The organism is Devosia sp. Root436 (genome assembly GCF_001426345.1).
GTDB lineage: Bacteria > Pseudomonadota > Alphaproteobacteria > Rhizobiales > Devosiaceae > Devosia.
The window spans coordinates 318,124-334,380 of record NZ_LMEM01000010.1 but is presented as its reverse complement, the minus strand read 5'-3'; the positions used below and the strand labels follow the sequence as shown (position 1 = coordinate 334,380).

Here is a 16,257-nt window from a genome sequence, read left to right as displayed (position 1 = left end):
GCGCTTCCGAGCCGCAAAAACCGTTGCCACCCTTGCTGGAAACGCCCTAGTGGAAATTGCGACCACCCGGCAGGGCTGCATAAGCCCGGCGGCGGGCTTTTTCGATTTCGCGCTGAGTATTGCGGTCATGCCCCCTGTCGTCGGGCGGGCCGATTTCCTCGATATCCCTGCCATTGCTGATGTCGAGCAATTGCGGGGTCAGGTCGGTCATGTCCTCGGCAATGACATGGATCACCAGGCCTTCCTTTTGCAGCTTGCCGCGGACCGCCAGCATGCGGCTCGCCAGCAGCGTCCGGCGCATCTCGTCCTTTTCGAATAGCTTGGGCCAGATGACGATATTGGCAATGCCGGTTTCGTCCTCGAGTGTAGCGAAGATCACCCCACTCGCCGTGCCTGGCCTTTGTCGCACCAGCACCAGCCCCGCCACCTCGATCCGCTGTCCCGGCATCGCCCGGCCCAGATGGGCTGCCTTTATCGTACCCCGCCTGTCGAGCATCGGCCGCAGGAACTGCGCCGGATGCCCCTTGAGCGAGAGGGAGAGCGTCGCATAGTCGTGAATCACCTCCTCGCCGGGCTGCATCAGCGGCAGGCCGGCCGGCTCTTCCGCAGGGATCGGCAGGGCCGGGCGTGTGGCGGCAAAGAGCGGCAGCGTCTCGGCCCCATGCGTCCCCATCAATCCCTTGACCGCCCACAATGCCTCGCGCCGGTTGAGGCCCAGTTCGGCAAAGGCATCGGCACGGGCGAGCTTTTCGAGGCTGGCAATAGGCACCCCGGTCCGCAGCCAGAGATCGCGAACGCAGGTGTAGCCACCCCCGCGCAATTCGACAATCCGCTCTATGTCTTTCTTGGCCAGGCCTTCGACCTCCCGCAGGCCCAGCCGCAGCGCCCTTTTCGACCAGATGACATCCCGCATCGGCGCATGACGATCCCAGACATGCTCGCGAGCCTGCCAGCCATCGTCTTCGAGCGAGCAATCGTGATTCGAGAGGTTGACGTCTGGCGGCCGCACCTCGACGCCATGCTCGACCGCATCGCGCACGATCTGGCTGGGGGCATAAAAACCCATGGGCTGGGAATTGAGCAGCGCGCAGGCAAAGACATCCGGGTAATGGCATTTGAGCCAGCACGAGGCATAGACCAGCAGGGCAAAGGACGCCGCATGGCTTTCGGGAAAACCATATTCGGCAAAGCCTTCAATCTGTGAAAAGCAGCGCTCGGCAAACTCCCGCGTATAACCTCGCGGATTCTTCAGCATGCCATTGATGAATTTGTCTTTGAAGATGCCAATCTTTCCGGTGCGGCGCCAAGCGGCCATGGCACGACGTAAGTGATCCGCCTCACCGGGTGTGAAGCCGGCCCCTTTGACAGCCATCTGCATGGCCTGTTCCTGGAAGAGAGGGATGCCAAGCGTCTTTTCGAGCACCATGTCGAGCGGATCGTCGGGATTGGCCTTCCAACTCCCGTCCTGCCGGCGCTTGAGATAGGGATGCACCATGCCGCCCTGAATGGGGCCCGGCCGCACGATGGCGACTTCGATGACAAGATCGTAGAATTCGACCGGCTTGAGCCGCGGCAGCATCGACATCTGCGCCCGGCTCTCGATCTGGAACACACCGATCGTGTCCGCCCGGTGGGTCATTTCATAGACCGGTTTTGCCCGGTCCGGATGGCTGAATTCTTCATTCTGCAGCTCGGCCAGTTCCACCTCCTGTCCATAATGCGCCCGCATCAGGTCGAAGGCCCGTCTGAGGCATGTGAGCATGCCCAAAGCCAGCACATCGACCTTGAGAATGGCCAGAGCGGCGATATCGTCCTTGTTCCATTCGATGATATTGCGATTGTCCATCGCCGACTTGCCGATGGGCACCAGGCTTTCGAGCGAATCGCGGGTGATGACGAAGCCGCCGACATGCTGGCTGAGATGACGTGGAAAGCCCTTGAGAACCTTGATGACCTCGAACATCTGCGCCAGCACCGGATCGTCAGGATCGAGCCCGATGGAGCGGACCTTGCCCAGCTCGACACGCGACCCCCAGCCCCAGTTCAACTGGTTGAAGGCGTTGATCACATCGTCGGAAATCCCGAAGGCCTTGGCTGTCTCGCGCATGGCGCTCTTGGAGCGATAGGAGATGACATTGGCGGTCAGCCCCGTGCGCTTGCCGCCATATTTCCGGTAGACATATTGCATCACCTCCTCGCGCCGCTCATGCTCGAAATCGACATCGATATCGGGCGGTTCGTCGCGCTCGGTCGAGATGAAGCGGCCAAAGACCAGCTTGGCTTTGCGCGGATCGACCGCGGTGATTTCGAGGCAATAGCAGACCGTTGAATTGGCCGCCGACCCGCGTCCCTGGCACAGGATATTCCGCTCGTCGCGGGCAAAGCGGACGATGTCGTGCACCGTCAGGAAATAGGCGGCATAGCCTTTATAGGCGATGAGGCAGAGCTCGCTCCAGATCGAGTGTTTGATGCTGTCAGGCACGCCTTCGGGAAACCGCTTCGCCGCCCCCTCCCAGGTCAGCCGCTCCAGCGTCTGCTGGGCGGTTTCGCCATTGCCGATGGTTTCCTCGGGATAATTGTATTTGAGCTGGTCGAGCGAAAACCCGATACGGGCGACAAACCCCTGCGTTTGGGCGATGGCATCGGGATGATCGCGGAACAGCCGGGCCATTTCAGCGGCTGGCTTCAGATACCGCTCGGCATTGGCCGTAAGGCGCCAGCCCGCGCTTTCCAGCGTCAGATGCTCGCGGATGCAGGTCACCACATCCTGCACCATGCGGCGGTCGGGCTCGTGATAGAGCACGTCATTGCTGGCGATCATCGGAACGCGGTGGACCCGGGCCAGCTCGGCAGTCCGGTTAAGGCGAGCCCGGTCTTCTCCGTCGAAACGGGGCGTACCGGCCAGCCAGACGCGATCGGGCGCCTGCCGCGCCAGCACGTCGAGGGTTCGTGCCGTCAGGCCCCAATCGCTTTCGTCCGGCATGAGGATGAAGAGCTGGCCCTGCGCATAGTTTTCCGGCGGCCCCTGCTCCTGGGCCAGGCTCCCCGAACCGAACAGATCGGGAAAATGCAGCACCGGCTTGCCCTTTTTGCCCCGCTGGTTGCCCACCGTCAGCAGCTTGCACAACCGCCCATAGGCCACCCGGTCGGTGGGATAGGCAATGATATCGGGCGTGCCATCGGCAAAGCAGAGCCGCACGCCGACGAGATAGCGAAAGCCGGGAAACTGCTCCTTGTTGTCGCGCGCCACCACATAGCCGCGCACCACGCCGGCAAAGCTGTTGCGATCGGCAACGCCAAAGGCGGCGAGCCCCATCTGCATCGCCGCCGCCACCATTTCTTCGGGCGATGAGCCGCTGCGCAGGAAGGAGAAATTGGTGGTCGAGACCAGTTCGGCATAATCGGCGACAGGCCGGGCCGGCCGGGAGCGGGGATTTGCCTTCTGCTCGAGGGTAACGACCTGGCTCATGGGAAAAAGCCGTGCAGATACCAGGGCGGCGGATTTTCCGCCGTGTAGAAGCCCTGCCGGAAAATCCAGAAGCGGCGGCCGCTTTCGTCTTCGACCACGTAATAGTCGCGTGTGCCGGCCTCGGGATCGAATTGCGGCAGGTTGGGAATATAGGGCGGCGCCTCGCCCTTTTTGGGCGTCTCGGGAACCACCAGTTGCAGCCGCTGGCCGCTGCGCCACCACTCTGCCCCCAGCCGTTCCGGGCCGGAGGCCTTTTCGATCTTGTAGCTGTCGCGCCGCCAGATCATCGAGGCCGGCAGCCCCTCGGGCACTTCGGCATTGATCGCCACCCTTTCGGGCATCGGCAGCAGCCGCAGCGGCCGGAGCGGAGTGGGCCAGCCGGCGCGATCCTCATTGCTGGCCACCAGCGCCGGCACCAGCCGCGCCGCCTGCTCGGGAATATGGCTGGCCACCAGTTGCGTCCTGAGCACCGCCATCGTGCCGAGCCGGCTGCTCATCCGGTCGTTGAGCTGGTCGAGATCCTCGGCCACGCCCCGATGCGAGAAGGCGCCGAGCTGCACCGCATCGAGCTCGGAAACCGAACTGACCGCCAGCCGGATCATGTCGATGCCGAAGCCGGCGTCATATTCGCCCTCCAGCCGCTCCGAGCGGTTGGAAAACAGCTTGGTGATATGCTCGGGGTCGCGCGTCAGCCGCGCCGAATTGACCGACAGCGCCATCACCTTGTGATCGACGCGATAGAGGAAGAGATGGAAGGCCTGCCCACCCTGCCCTTCGGCCTCGAGTCTGATGCCGAGCTGGATGGCCAGGTCGTGGCAGGTCATCAGCACGTCGTCCATCAGCCCGATCGGGTCGGCAAAACGCCGCTCGGCATAGCGTTCGGCCAGGGGCAGGCGCGGCACCATCCGCTCCTCGATATGGCCATAGGCCTGGTCGAGCCGCTGCAACAGCGAGATGCCGAACCGCGTCTGCAGCGGCTTGCGCTCGCGCGGGCGAAGCTGGCCGATGGTCGTGAGCCCCATCTGGGAAAGGCCGGCAATCTGGGCCGGCTCCAGCCGCAGCGCATGAACCGGCAGCGCATCGAGAACGGTTTCGAGATCGGCGGCCTCGACCACCTGGCTACGGGCGAAGTGGCTGACGCCCCAGGCTGCCCCGATCGTGGGCGCGATGGCGCCGGCCACGGTATAGCCGAGATCGCGCAGTCGGGTCAGCAACAGGCGCAGCATCGGCCGCTCGCCACCGAACAGATGCGCCACCCCGGTAATATCGAGCACCAGGTCGCCGAAGGTGCTGACATCGCTCATCGCGGCCACCAGCGGGCTGGCATTGGAGTGCCAGTCGGCAAAATCGGCGAAGGCTGCCTCGAGCTGCGGGCGATCCATTTCGCGCACCGTCAGCTCGGGCACCATGGCCCGCGCATCGGCGAGATTCTGCCCGACGCTGAGGCCGCGACGCGACGCCTCGGCATCGACGGCAGCCAGACGCAGCCCGCCCTTGATGGCTTCATAGAGCACCAGCGGCCCCTTGAGCCCGCCATCATGCCGTTTGAGGTAATCCGTCGGCCAACTGGGCAGGAACAGCACGAGGAAGCGTCGCGCTCCCGATGCGCCGGTCTGCATGGCGGCGCTGAGCAGTGAATGTTGCGAATCCATTTTCCGTCCAACCCAGCAGAAATTCGGTCTGGTTCTTGATCGCGTTCTTGATGAGGGCTCCCTTTTCGAGTTCCGCGCGCCAGCGCAGTGGACCGGGAGCCTTGGCGTCATGGCGCCGGCGGGTACTTTGCGCGGGCGACAGGCGCCAGCGCAGATGCGCCGCGCTCGCCGCGCGCCCCTGCCCGTAGCGCAACAGGAAGATCGAACCGCCCGTCGCCGCCGAGCGCAGGCTGAGGCGGCGGCTGGCGGTGAAATCGAGGAGTTTTGAATGACTGCCGAGATCGGCCACCACAGCGGCCACGGCCCGGCAGGCAATGGCCTCCTCGGCCGCCCAGAGCAGGTCACCCATATTGGCGGCCCGCACCAGCACCAGCGCATCCGGATCGAAGCCGAAGCTCAAGAGACCCGGCCCGTAGGGCATGCCCAGCTTCTGTGCCTCGTCGGCCAGTTGCAGATAGATGACGGCCGGCCGCTGCGAGGTCAGCAGCCCCTTGGCCTGCGCCAGCGCAAAGCCGAGCAGCGCCCCCCCATTGCGGCGCTCGTCGGTGAACATTTCCTGCAGCATCCCGCCGGCCAATACCGGAAAGGCGCCATCCTGCTGCTCGGCCAGCACCCGCGCTTCGGCCAGTGCCGGCTTGCGCTCGATATCGGCAATGGTTTCCCGCAGCGCGGCAAGGCGCTGTTGCTGGTCGGGTGCGGGCATCGCACCAATCCTTATGTGAACAAAACAGGAACATTTAGACTCCGAATCTGCATGGAGTCGAGTCCTTTTCGCGGGGAAGGGTGTGGCGCCCACGCATCAAGCCCGGTCAAGAGCGCGTGACCCAGCGCCTCGCCCATTCACGCCGGACAGCCGGGCTGCTAATCCTGCCCCTGCCTGCCTCCCGGCGTGCAAACCCTTTTCGCCACCGCTCCCCGAAGGAGGCTTGCGCCATGTTCGAGGCCATTACCCGCCTGTTCAACAAGCCCGAAACCGTTCTTTCCAACCACGACCCCAAGCTGGCCGTCGCGGCCCTGCTGGTGCATCTGGCCGCCGTGGACGGACAGATGAAGGACGCGGAACGCAATGCCATCAGGGAGGCGCTGCAGGACCATTATGACATGGATGAAGCCGCCGTGGACAAGTTGGTCCGCGAAGCGGCCTTGCGCGATGCCGAGGCGGTGGATTTCTACAAATTCACCTCGGGCCTGACCCAGCTCGAAATGGAAGACCGGATCGAAATCGTCCGCATGATGTGGACCGTGGTCTTTGCCGATCGCAAGAACCACGAACTTGAAGACAACATGGTCTGGCGCATTGCCGAGCTAATCGGCGTCTCCAGCCGCGACCGCACCATATTGCGCAATCAGGTCGGCAAAGCCGAAAAGGCCTAGCCTAGTAAGCCTCGAACTTGCCGATGATTTCCACCTCGTCGCTGGCGCAGTCGAAATCCCCCGATGCGTCGGCCGCCTGGCGCGCCAATTCGTTGGCATTGGCATTGGCCACCGCATCGATATAGGCGATGTGGCAGCTATTGCCCTCGACCAGTTGCGTCACCACCAGCACCTGCCCCTTGTCTTCCCCGGTTTCGGGATCGGCGGTGTGATAGCGCACGATGGTCGCGATCGGCATCCAGCGGCCGAGATCGTTGCTCAGCCGCCATTCGAGCTTTTCCCCCAGCCGGTTGAACGGCGGCAGGGTCTGGCCATCACCCGCCTTGGCGCCGAAGCCGTAGATCAGCGAAAAGCGCAGGTCGCCTTCGCTCACCATCAGCGGATAGCCCTTGTAGCCCGGACAGGCCCAGCTCGCGCCGAAATCGTCGGCATCGAGCACCAGGCATTCGTCGAGGTCGAGATCGGTATAGGCGCTGTTGAACGCGGCCTGCGCCGGAGTGGCGAGGGCGGCAATTGCCAGCAAGGCGGCCAGGATCGGTTTCATCGCATTCCTTCGCTGAAGAGCAGGACAGGCAGGGTTGCGCCAAACTGGCTTGCCTTTGCGGCCTCGGTTGGGCACAAGTCCGCAACTTTGTCGCCTCCCCGATGAACGAGACCTGAAGCCATGAATATCGACGCCATTCCCACCGGCAAGAACCCGCCCGACGACCTCAATGTCATCATCGAAGTGCCTATGGGCGGCGAGCCGATCAAATACGAAATCGACAAGGCCAGTGGCGCGCTGTTCGTCGATCGCTTCCTCTATACGCCGATGCGTTATCCAGGCAATTACGGCTTCGTGCCCCACACCCTGTGCGGCGATGGCGACCCGCTCGACGTCATTATCATGAATTCGCGGCCCCTCGTGCCCGGCGCCGTCGTTCGCTGCCGCCCGATCGGCGTGCTGTTCATGGAAGACGATGGCGGCCAGGACGAGAAAATCCTCGCTCTGCCGGTGCCCAAGCTGACCCGCATGTATGACGACATCAAGGATATCAGCGACATACAGGCCATCCAGGTCGAGCGCGTGAAGCACTTCTTCACCCACTACAAGGATCTCGAGCCCGGCAAGTGGGCCAAGATCAGCCATGTCGGCGGCTATGAGGACGCCAAGAAGGTAATCCTCGACTCCATCGAACTGGCCAAGACGGCAAAATAGCGCCGGCCTCATCCTCGCCGCATGGATTGTGCATGCCGGTGATCGGCCCTGCACAATCGGGAGGTTTCGATGCCACGCACCCTCGCCGCACTCGCCACCGCCGCGCTGATCGCCACGCCCCTCATGGCGCAGGAGGCCACCATGCCGCCTGACGCCGCGATCGAACAGATCCTGGCCGACCGCATCGACCGCGACCATGCCAATGTTGCCATAGCTGTGGCGGTGATCGAGGGCGGCGTGCCGCGCTTCGTTTCGCATGGCACGCTGTCCAGGGACGATCCGGCCCCGATCGACGAACACACCTTGTTCGAGGCCGGCTCGATCACCAAGGTCATGACCAATGTGCTGCTGGCGCAATTGGTGGTGGACGGCAGGATCGACCTCGATGCGCCGCTGACCGACTACCTGCCCCAAGGCACGATACTGCCCGAGCGCGATGGCAAACCCATCACCGCCTTCGATCTTTCCACCCACAGCGCCGGCTTTTCCGGCCTGCCCGAGACCATTCTGGCCGAGGGCGCGGCCAACCCCTATTCGGGTTATGGCGCCGATGAACTGATGGCCTGGATCGCCGCATACGAGCTGCCGCGCGGCATCGGCGAACAGTTCGAATATTCCAATGTCGGTGTCGCCCTGCTGGCCCAGGCCATCGCGCATGTGAGCGGCAAGCCTTATGCCGAACTGGTGCAGCAGCAGATTTTCGATCCTCTCGGCATGACCGAGACCCGCCTCGCCACAGCGCCGGGCGACATTGCCGGCATGGCGCAAGGCCATGACGCCGCAGGCGAGCCGGTGCCCAACTGGGACATGGATGCCTTCGCGCCGGTGGGCGCGCTGGTCACCAACACATCCGACCTCGCCAAATTCATCGCCGCCGCCAGCGGTGCGGTGGAAAGCCCGCTTGCGCCAGCCTTTGCCATCATGCTGGACCGCACGCGCCCCGCCGGCGGACCAGGCGAGGTCATCGGGCTGGGCTGGTTCAACCTCATCGAAGGCGGCCGCGACATCGTCTGGCACAATGGCATTACCGGCGGCTATCGCAGCTTTGCCGGCTATGATCGCAAGACCGGCAACGGCGTCGTGGTGCTGTCCAGCATGGTCACCGAGGCCGGCATCGAGGATATCGGCCTGCATTTGCTGGACCAGACGCTGCCGCTGCGGCCCCAGCCGACGCCACGGGAAGTCGTTGAGGTCGATCCGGCTATCCTGCCCCCCTATGCCGGCCAATATCTGCTGGCGCCCGGCATCACCATCACCATCACTGCCGAAGACGACCGGCTCTTTGCCCAGTTGACCGGGCAGGAGCGTTTTGAAATCTTCCCCGAAAGCGAGAAGCGCTACTTCTTCCGGGTCGTCGACGCCCAGATCACCTTCGCCGATCCGGTCGATGGCGCCGCACCGGCCCTGACGCTGCATCAGAACGGACAGAACATGACGGCTATCCGTGTGCCATGACCGGCCATATCGTCATTCTCAACGGCGTGCCGCGCTCGGGTAAATCCTCCATCGCCAGGGCCATGCAGCAAGATCTGCCAGGCCGTTGGATCAATCTGGGCGTCGATGCCCAATATGCGAGTTTACCTGACGCGCTGAAGCCGGGGATAGGTTTGCGGCCGGGCGGGGAACGGCCGGAGCTGGAGCCTGACGTCGTGCGGCTCTACCTGGCGCTCTACGACGCCATCGCCGCCCATGCCCGGCAGGGCTTCGACGTGGTTGCCGACCTGGGCCATCACGACGCCTATTCGGCCCCGCTGGGCATCCTGCCCCAATGTGCCCGGCGCCTGGCCGGGCTCGACGCGCTGTTCGTGGGCGTGCATTGCCCCATCGAAACCATCATGGCCCGCCGCAATGCCGACCCGCAGGGCGGCTTCTATGCGGCCGGCGAAGGCGTGCCCGAGCCGGTGCGGCGCTGGCAGGAGGCCGTGCATAGGCCGGGCATTTATGACCTGACGGTCGATACCGGCACCATGACCCCCGCTGACTGCGTCAGCGCCATTGCCGCGGCACTGGCCCGGCCGAAGCGGGCCTTTGCGACCCTCGCCGCTATGACCCCACCCCCATCCGCGCCAGCAGCCGGTCGCGCCTGACGAACTGGTGCCACAAGGCCGCACCGATATGGCCGGCCAGCAATACGAGCAGCCCCCGCGCCAGCAGCCCATGCACGCTAAAGGGCGGCGCCAGGGTGAAATCGGGCAGCGGCAGGGGCGCGGCCCCGGCCAGTTGCGCGCCACCGCCGCTGAGGATGACGGTGGCGATGCCGCTCGCCACCATGACCAGAATGACCGCATAGAGCCCGTAATGCACGACATGCGAAGCCAGCGACTGGCCGCGCGACAGACCGGCGGCATCGGCCGGACGCTGGTCGAAGGCCAGCCACCAGACGATGCGCAACAGCGTCAGCACGCCGATCAGCACGCCCATGATGGCGTGGCCGCGCAGCAGGTTGAGCTTGACCGCCTCGTCGCCCGTATTGGCGGCGGTGAGGCCGCTGGCCAGCATGCCGATAATGGCGATGGCGGTCAGCCAGTGGATGGCGATGGCAACGGCGCCATAACGGGTTGGACTGCTGGTGAGCGACATGACAGGCTCCTTGCGGGGCATTGGCTGGAGGGATATAGATAGCATACTATGTATTTAGATAGCAAGCTATGTAAATGACCCTCAACCGCGACGGCTCGGTGGGCTACCTCACCAATCTGGCAGGACGCCTGCTGGTGCGTGAACTGGAGCGGCATCTGTCGCCCCTCGGTCTCAGCCCCGCCCATATGCCCGTGCTGCTGGCGCTGGACGATGGCTCGGCCCTGACGCAGAAGGCGCTGACGGAGCGTGCCGGGGTGAAGCAGGCCACCATGACCGCGACGCTGACCCGCATGGAGCGCGATGGCCTCGTCACCATCCTGCCCAATCCGGAAGACGGCCGCAGTACGCTGGTTGCCCTGACGCCGCTGGCCTTGGACAAAATTCCCGCCGTAGCCGCAGCCGCCACCGCCATCAATGCGCTGGTGCTGGAACAGCTCACGCCCGAGGAGCGCAGCCAGTTCTTCGGACTGATCAAGCGCATCATAGCCGTGCTGGAAACCCAGGATGGCGCCGCACGGACATGAGCCGCCCTATGGATCGGGTGAGCGCCCTTATTCTCTCCCCGTCGGGGAGAGAACAAAACCTAGTCGCGCTTGCCATAGGTCAGCACCGCATTGCCCTTGCTGGTGATCTGACTGCTCTTGAGCGCCAGCCGCGTGGTGGGCGTGCCGTCTTCGAACAGGCGCCGCCCCCTGCCGGCCACGACGGGATGGACGATGAGCGTCAGTTCGTCCATCAGCCCGGCCAGCAGCAATTGGCGCACCAGCGACATGCCGCCCATGACCGCAATCGTGCCGCCCCGCTGCTGCTTGAGATCGCGCACGAAGCTTTCGAGATCGCCCTCGATCAGCGTGGAATTCTGCCAGATCGCCAGGTCGGCCGGCTTGAGGCTGTGCGAGGCGACGAATTTGGGCACGGCATTGATATAGCTGGCGAAATCCATGTCCTCGCCGGCATTGGGCCAGAAGCCCGCCCATTCCTGCCAGCCCTTGCGGCCCAGCAGCACCGTATCGACCTCGGTCATGACGCCGCCGAGCAGCGCCCCCAGTTCGTCGTCGAAACTGTCGAACTGGAACTGGTCGGGCGCCTCGGCCACGCCATCGACGGAATAGAACAGGCCTGCAGTCACTTTACGCATCTTTATTCTCCTGTGCCTGGCAGCCCTCCCGGCCGCCATCTGACAGGGCGACGAGCGGGGTGGCCGGACTTCGACATTTTGCCCGAAGTTTTTGCAACGCGTGCGTCCGGACGGCCGATGCAGCCTCCGGTTGTCATGGATGGACGGACCCCGAGACGGCTGACGCCCCTGAGTAATTTAAGAGTGAGACGGAAGCCGTCTCGAAGGGAGCGGCCGCTACTCGAACCTGCGCGGCAGCGAAGCCGGCCCGGCGCCCTCCGCCACTGTTCGCCTGCAGGCCGCCCATGCGGAGGGATGGGGGGAGTATGCCTGAGATTTTGGGGAGGGGGATAAGATGGATAAATTGGTGCGTGTGATACCCCCACCTTGGGTCCCGGCTCAGCAATGAATAACAAGAAGGCCCGGGATCGCTCCCGGGCCTTCTTCAGTTCAGTCCTCACTATGTCTGGTCACCCCAGATGCGCCAGCACCGCCAGCAGCAGCAGGGCCACGATATTGGTGATCTTGATCATCGGGTTGACGGCCGGGCCGGCCGTGTCCTTGTAGGGATCGCCGACGGTGTCGCCGGTAACCGAGGCCTTGTGGGCGTCGGAACCCTTGAGGTGCTTGACGCCGTGGCTGTCGGTGAAGCCGTCCTCGAAGCTCTTCTTGGCATTGTCCCAGGCGCCGCCGCCGGCGGTCATGGAAATGGCGACGAAGAGGCCGGTGACGATGACGCCCATCAGCATGGCGCCCAAAGCCGAGAAGCCGGCGGCGGCGCCCGCGATCCAGTAGATCACGAAGAACACCACGATGGGCGACAGCACGGGCAGGAGCGATGGCACGATCATTTCCTTGATCGCCGCCTTGGTCAGCATGTCGACGGCCCGGCCGTAGTCGGGCTTTTCGGTGCCGGCCATGATGCCCGGCTTTTCCTTGAACTGGCGGCGCACTTCCACCACCACCGACTGGGCGGCGCGGCCCACGGCGGTCATGCTCATGCCGCCGAAGAGGAACGGCAGCAGGCCACCGAACAGCAGGCCCACCACGACATAGGGGTCGGCCAGCGAGAAGGTGAGCTGGCCCACGCCCTGGAAGATGACCGGGGCATCGGGCAGACCCGAGAAGTAGATCAGGTCTTGCGTATAGGCCGCGAACAGCACCAGGGCGCCCAGGCCCGCCGAACCGATGGCATAGCCCTTGGTGACGGCCTTGGTGGTGTTGCCGACGGCATCGAGCGCGTCGGTATTGTGGCGCACTTCCTTGTCGAGGCCGGCCATTTCCGCGATCCCGCCGGCATTGTCCGTGACCGGGCCGAAGGCATCGAGCGCCACCACGATGCCGGCAAGGGCCAGCATGGTAGCGACGGCGAAGGCGATGCCGAACAGGCCCGCCAGGTTGTAGGTGACGATGATGCCGGCGATGATGACCAAAGCCGGCAGGGCCGTCGATTCCAGCGAAACCGCGAGACCCTGAATGACGTTGGTGCCATGGCCGGTAACCGAGGCTTCGGCGATGGAATTGACCGGACGGCGACCCGTGCCGGTATAATATTCGGTGATGACGATGATCAGGCCGGTAATGACCAGGCCCGCCACGCCGCACCAGAACAGGGCCCAGGGCGTGAAGGTCTTGTCGGAAGCCTCGATGACCACGTTGAGATCGCCGAAGACGAACCACAGCACCGGCAGCAGCGCGACCAGCGACAGGACGCCGGTGGCGATGATGCCCTTGTAGAGGGCGCCCATGATATTGTTGTCGGCGCCCAGCTTGACGAAGTAGGTGCCGATGATCGAGGTGACGACGCAGGCGCCGCCAATGGCCAGAGGCAGCACCATGCCGATGAGCTTGAACGCATCGGGCAGGATGATGGCCGCCAGGACCATGGTGGCGACGATGGTCACCACGTAGGTCTCGAACAGGTCGGCGGCCATGCCGGCGCAGTCGCCGACATTGTCGCCCACATTGTCGGCAATGGTGGCCGGGTTGCGCGGATCGTCTTCCGGAATGCCGGCTTCGACCTTGCCCACCATGTCGCCGCCCACGTCGGCACCCTTGGTGAAGATGCCGCCGCCGAGACGGGCGAAGATGGAGATGAGCGAGGCGCCGAAGCTGAGGGCCACCAGCGCATCGATGACGCTGCGGCTGGTCGGCTCGAAGCCCAGCCCCTGGGTGAGGATCATGAAATAGAGGGTGACGCCGAGCAGGCCCAAACCGGCCACGAGCATGCCGGTGACGGCGCCCGACTTGAAGGCGAGATCGAGCCCCTTGGCCAGCGAGCTGGTGGCCGCCTGCGCCACGCGGACATTGGCGCGCACCGACACATTCATGCCGATGAAGCCGGCCGCGCCCGAGAGCACCGCGCCGAGCAGGAAGCCGATGGCGGCATAGATGCCGAGCAGGAAGAAGGCGGCGATCAGGATGACCACGCCGACAATGGCGATGGTGGTATATTGCCGCTTGAGATAGGCCGATGCGCCTTCGCGGACGGCCGCCGAAATTTCCTGCATCCGGGCCGAACCGCTATCGGCGGCCAGCAATTGCTGCGTCGTGTAGACGCCGTAGACGATGGACAGAGCGCCGCACAGGACGATCAGCCAGAGTGCCAAAGTCATCAGATTAGTCCCTCTAGATTTTTCCTCCGGGGACTCCACGCAAACCCGATGCCGGTCCTCCAACCCGCACGGCATGCCCTCCTGGAGCCCCTTCCGGGAACGGAGATTAGCGGGATTGTTTGGTTAAGCAATCGATATTGCGACGATTTGGCGCGCCGGGCCTAGCGTGTGATCGTAAGGCCACCGGGCCTGGGCGCGACCGATGGCTTGCCGCTGCCGGACGACCGGCCGGGATCGGCGAGAACGGCATCGAGATCGGCATGGGGCAGGCGTGTGCCGCCCACCCTGGTCCAGACCTCGCACTCGCTTTGCGGGGTGGGGCAGACGATCGTCGAGCCGTCGACGACGATGACGATCACCTCGCCGCCGCTATTGTCATAGATCACCTTGCAGCCCGGCCGCGCCTCGCAGGAGCGGGCTGCGTCGATGCCTTTCATTGCGAAGGCCGGCAGTGGGGACAGTATGGTCAGGGCCGCGACCGCGGCGCCCAGCAAACGATGGTCCATGGTTCAATCCTCCGGTTCAGGACCGCTCGGTCCTGCGCTCAGGATTGGCATTTGCAGGCTGAATGGCGGCTGAACGGGCTGGCCGCCACAGGGGTCAGCCGAGCGCCTCGATACCGGTTGCCAGCGCCGGCCCATCCCCGCTGATCGACAATGTCTTGAACCGGCTGGTCTCGCCGCTGCTCACGCTCACGGCAGATTTGGGCACGCCGAGGGCCCTGGCCAGCAGCGCCACCACGGCGGCATTGGCCTTGCCCTTGTCGGGCACGGCGCTGACGCGAAGCCGGAGGACGGCGGTATCGTCATCGCGCAGCTCGACGCCCTCGATGGCGTCGCGCCCGGCATTGGGGGTGACTCGAACGAAAAGGCTCAGCCCATTGGGGCCGAGCCGATAGCATTTGGCAGGCTGCGCCAGGGCTAGATGCCGGCGCGCGCCACGGCGGGATAGATATAGTAGCCGATGATCTGCTGGATGAAGAAGATGATGATGAAGGCGATGATCGGGGAAATATCGAGGCCGGAGAAATTCGGCATGATGCGGCGGATGGGTCGCAGCACCGGCTCGGTGAGCTGGTTGAGCACGCGCCACAGGCCCTCGACGAAACCATTGCGCGTGTTGATCACGTTGAAGGAGATCAGCCAGCTCATGATGATCATGGCGATCAGCACCCAGCGATAGAGATCGAGGATGAGCAGGATGATATCGAGCACGGCGCGCATGGGCGTCTCCGGTTAGAAAGCTCCGGAATACTTAGTGGCTGCCGCGCCTTGCGGCAAGAGCGGCGCCGAAAGCATGAGAGCCTCGCTCCGGTCGCACGGAACGAGGCCCCAATGACTTTGCATCCGGTACGCAATACAATTTCCGGACAGCCGGACCAATGCAGGAAGCGTGCCAGTTGCGGCAGGCCCGCAAAGCGGGCGGCACAGGTTAAAGTATTGTGAATATTCGCGTTTTGCAGGCGAAGCTGCGTCGCAGAACGCGAGACCGGTTGCAATTTGCGAGAGCGGCTGTCAGCCCTGCTGCCGGGCCGGCTTCCAGGTCACCACGCGGAACAGGTAGAGCAGCACCACCGCGGCCAGCACGATATAGCTCAGCGGATCGAGGATAACTTCGACCAGTTCGTAATGTTCATGCAGGACATAGCCGGCAAGGGTCAGCACGGTGTTCCAGATCAGCGCCCCCGCTGTCGAGGCGAGCAGGAAGGCCGGCAGGCTCATGCGGGCGAGGCCGGCGGGAATCGAGATCAGCGTGCGGATGATCGGCATCAGCCGGCCGAACAGCACGATGACCGGACCGAAGCGCTGGAAGAAACCGACGGCCACGTCGATCTCCGCCGCATTCATGGTCAGCAGCCGCCCATAGCGGTCGGCCAGCCGGCGCACCCGCTCGAGCCCGAACAGCCGCCCGGCGAAATACCAGGGCAGCATGCCGACCACGGCGCCGACAGTGGCAGCGGCAAGCACGCCGAAGAAATCGAGCTGCCCATTGGCGGCGGCAAAGCCGGCAAAGGGAATGATGAGTTCGGACGGAATGGGCGGAAAGATCGATTCCGCCAGCATGACGAGGAAGATGCCGACATAGCCGAGATCGGAAATGGTCTGGATGATCCAGTCGGTCATGAGAGCTCCTCGAAGTCTCGTTCTCGTGGCCCCACCCCACCCTCGGTCCCTCCCCATCAGGGGGAGGCAGGCGCAGACTGAGGACCCCGCAGCTCCATCGTCTCCCTCCCCCTTGTGGGGAGGGATCAA

General features: G+C 64.2%; 16 protein-coding genes. 5 read left to right on the top strand and 11 right to left on the bottom strand.

Annotated features, from left to right (window positions below):
- Nucleotides 1–46 precede the first annotated feature (46 nt).
- Genes ASD04_RS10475 through ASD04_RS19605 form a run of 3 tightly spaced genes read right to left on the bottom strand, consistent with a single transcriptional unit; the run spans nt 47 to nt 5,824 of the window.
- A complete protein-coding gene (locus ASD04_RS10475; RefSeq protein WP_082531140.1) occupies nt 47–3,469 on the bottom strand; it encodes an error-prone DNA polymerase in 3,423 nt (1,140 codons plus the stop codon).
- Nucleotides 3,466–5,121 carry a DNA polymerase Y family protein gene (locus ASD04_RS10470; protein ID WP_162245120.1) on the bottom strand — a complete coding sequence of 552 codons (1,656 nt, stop codon included), beginning with the start codon at nt 5,119–5,121 and terminating at the stop codon, nt 3,466–3,468. The genes ASD04_RS10475 and ASD04_RS10470 overlap by 4 nt, the downstream gene beginning before the upstream one ends.
- Nucleotides 5,006–5,824, bottom strand: coding sequence for a hypothetical protein (locus tag ASD04_RS19605; protein ID WP_056256203.1), 819 nt, complete (start codon nt 5,822–5,824; stop codon nt 5,006–5,008). Before ASD04_RS19605 ends, ASD04_RS10470 begins: the two co-directional genes overlap by 116 nt.
- A gap of 230 nt (nt 5,825–6,054) precedes the next feature.
- Here ASD04_RS19605 and ASD04_RS10460 point away from each other — a divergent pair, with 230 nt between their 5' ends.
- Nucleotides 6,055–6,495 (top strand): TerB family tellurite resistance protein, encoded by a 441-nt coding sequence (locus tag ASD04_RS10460; RefSeq protein ID WP_056256200.1) that lies wholly within the window; start codon nt 6,055–6,057, stop codon nt 6,493–6,495.
- A gap of 1 nt (nt 6,496) precedes the next feature.
- On the opposite strand, the gene ASD04_RS10455 is transcribed toward ASD04_RS10460, so the two are convergent.
- Nucleotides 6,497–7,039: a hypothetical protein gene (locus ASD04_RS10455; RefSeq protein ID WP_056256197.1), complete on the bottom strand. Its 543-nt coding sequence runs from the start codon at nt 7,037–7,039 to the stop codon at nt 6,497–6,499.
- A gap of 120 nt (nt 7,040–7,159) precedes the next feature.
- Between ASD04_RS10455 and ppa the strand changes: the two genes are divergently transcribed.
- The 3 genes from ppa (at nt 7,160) to ASD04_RS10440 (ending at nt 9,780) form a co-directional block, all read left to right on the top strand.
- On the top strand, nt 7,160–7,693 hold the full coding sequence (ppa, locus tag ASD04_RS10450) for an inorganic diphosphatase (protein WP_056256194.1): 534 nt from the start codon (nt 7,160–7,162) through the stop codon (nt 7,691–7,693).
- A 69-nt stretch (nt 7,694–7,762) separates the two neighbouring features.
- The gene (locus ASD04_RS10445; protein ID WP_056256192.1) at nt 7,763–9,148 is read left to right on the top strand and encodes a serine hydrolase; all 1,386 of its coding nucleotides are present in this window, start codon (nt 7,763–7,765) and stop codon (nt 9,146–9,148) included.
- On the top strand, nt 9,145–9,780 hold the full coding sequence (locus ASD04_RS10440) for a chloramphenicol phosphotransferase (RefSeq protein ID WP_056256189.1): 636 nt from the start codon (nt 9,145–9,147) through the stop codon (nt 9,778–9,780). The genes ASD04_RS10445 and ASD04_RS10440 overlap by 4 nt, the downstream gene beginning before the upstream one ends.
- On the opposite strand, the gene ASD04_RS10435 is transcribed toward ASD04_RS10440, so the two are convergent.
- Complete coding sequence (locus tag ASD04_RS10435) at nt 9,737–10,273, bottom strand: cytochrome b/b6 domain-containing protein (protein ID WP_162245119.1); 537 nt, start codon at nt 10,271–10,273, stop codon at nt 9,737–9,739. The two genes, ASD04_RS10440 and ASD04_RS10435, sit on opposite strands and share 44 nt — an antisense overlap.
- Before the next feature lie 74 nt (nt 10,274–10,347).
- On the opposite strand from ASD04_RS10435, the gene ASD04_RS10430 reads away from it, so the two are divergent.
- Nucleotides 10,348–10,797 (top strand): MarR family transcriptional regulator, encoded by a 450-nt coding sequence (locus tag ASD04_RS10430; protein WP_056256187.1) that lies wholly within the window; start codon nt 10,348–10,350, stop codon nt 10,795–10,797.
- Between the two features lie 59 nt (nt 10,798–10,856).
- Here the strand turns inward: ASD04_RS10430 and ASD04_RS10425 are convergent, their stop codons facing one another.
- The 6 genes from ASD04_RS10425 to ASD04_RS10400 all read right to left on the bottom strand — a co-directional run bounded on the left by ASD04_RS10425 (nt 10,857) and on the right by ASD04_RS10400 (nt 16,128).
- Complete coding sequence (locus tag ASD04_RS10425) at nt 10,857–11,411, bottom strand: dihydrofolate reductase family protein (RefSeq protein ID WP_056256185.1); 555 nt, start codon at nt 11,409–11,411, stop codon at nt 10,857–10,859.
- Nucleotides 11,412–11,860: 449 nt separating this feature from the next.
- Nucleotides 11,861–14,005 carry a sodium-translocating pyrophosphatase gene (locus ASD04_RS10420; RefSeq protein WP_056256183.1) on the bottom strand — a complete coding sequence of 715 codons (2,145 nt, stop codon included), beginning with the start codon at nt 14,003–14,005 and terminating at the stop codon, nt 11,861–11,863.
- 161 nt (nt 14,006–14,166) lie between these two features.
- Entirely contained in the window at nt 14,167–14,511 is a 345-nt protein-coding gene (locus tag ASD04_RS10415) for a hypothetical protein (RefSeq protein ID WP_056256180.1), read from the bottom strand.
- A 94-nt stretch (nt 14,512–14,605) separates the two neighbouring features.
- Nucleotides 14,606–14,923 (bottom strand): DUF167 family protein, encoded by a 318-nt coding sequence (locus ASD04_RS10410; protein ID WP_056256589.1) that lies wholly within the window; start codon nt 14,921–14,923, stop codon nt 14,606–14,608.
- A gap of 2 nt (nt 14,924–14,925) precedes the next feature.
- Nucleotides 14,926–15,228: a YggT family protein gene (locus tag ASD04_RS10405; protein ID WP_056256174.1), complete on the bottom strand. Its 303-nt coding sequence runs from the start codon at nt 15,226–15,228 to the stop codon at nt 14,926–14,928.
- A gap of 291 nt (nt 15,229–15,519) precedes the next feature.
- Nucleotides 15,520–16,128, bottom strand: coding sequence for a DedA family protein (locus ASD04_RS10400; RefSeq protein WP_056256172.1), 609 nt, complete (start codon nt 16,126–16,128; stop codon nt 15,520–15,522).
- Between the last annotated feature and the right edge of the window lie 129 nt (nt 16,129–16,257).

What these genes read in the sequence shown, in the direction of transcription:
- ASD04_RS10475 (WP_082531140.1), bottom strand. Translation starts at nt 3,469, where the DNA reads ATGAGCCAGGTCGTTACCCTCGAGCAGAAGGCAAATCCCCGCTCCCGG.
- ASD04_RS10470 (WP_162245120.1), bottom strand. Translation starts at nt 5,121, where the DNA reads ATGGATTCGCAACATTCACTGCTCAGCGCCGCCATGCAGACCGGCGCA.
- ASD04_RS19605 (WP_056256203.1), bottom strand. Translation starts at nt 5,824, where the DNA reads ATGCCCGCACCCGACCAGCAACAGCGCCTTGCCGCGCTGCGGGAAACC.
- ASD04_RS10460 (WP_056256200.1), top strand. Translation starts at nt 6,055, where the DNA reads ATGTTCGAGGCCATTACCCGCCTGTTCAACAAGCCCGAAACCGTTCTT.
- ASD04_RS10455 (WP_056256197.1), bottom strand. Translation starts at nt 7,039, where the DNA reads ATGAAACCGATCCTGGCCGCCTTGCTGGCAATTGCCGCCCTCGCCACT.
- ppa (WP_056256194.1), top strand. Translation starts at nt 7,160, where the DNA reads ATGAATATCGACGCCATTCCCACCGGCAAGAACCCGCCCGACGACCTC.
- ASD04_RS10445 (WP_056256192.1), top strand. Translation starts at nt 7,763, where the DNA reads ATGCCACGCACCCTCGCCGCACTCGCCACCGCCGCGCTGATCGCCACG.
- ASD04_RS10440 (WP_056256189.1), top strand. Translation starts at nt 9,145, where the DNA reads ATGACCGGCCATATCGTCATTCTCAACGGCGTGCCGCGCTCGGGTAAA.
- ASD04_RS10435 (WP_162245119.1), bottom strand. Translation starts at nt 10,273, where the DNA reads ATGTCGCTCACCAGCAGTCCAACCCGTTATGGCGCCGTTGCCATCGCC.
- ASD04_RS10430 (WP_056256187.1), top strand. Translation starts at nt 10,348, where the DNA reads ATGACCCTCAACCGCGACGGCTCGGTGGGCTACCTCACCAATCTGGCA.
- ASD04_RS10425 (WP_056256185.1), bottom strand. Translation starts at nt 11,411, where the DNA reads ATGCGTAAAGTGACTGCAGGCCTGTTCTATTCCGTCGATGGCGTGGCC.
- ASD04_RS10420 (WP_056256183.1), bottom strand. Translation starts at nt 14,005, where the DNA reads ATGACTTTGGCACTCTGGCTGATCGTCCTGTGCGGCGCTCTGTCCATC.
- ASD04_RS10415 (WP_056256180.1), bottom strand. Translation starts at nt 14,511, where the DNA reads ATGGACCATCGTTTGCTGGGCGCCGCGGTCGCGGCCCTGACCATACTG.
- ASD04_RS10405 (WP_056256174.1), bottom strand. Translation starts at nt 15,228, where the DNA reads ATGCGCGCCGTGCTCGATATCATCCTGCTCATCCTCGATCTCTATCGC.
- ASD04_RS10400 (WP_056256172.1), bottom strand. Translation starts at nt 16,128, where the DNA reads ATGACCGACTGGATCATCCAGACCATTTCCGATCTCGGCTATGTCGGC.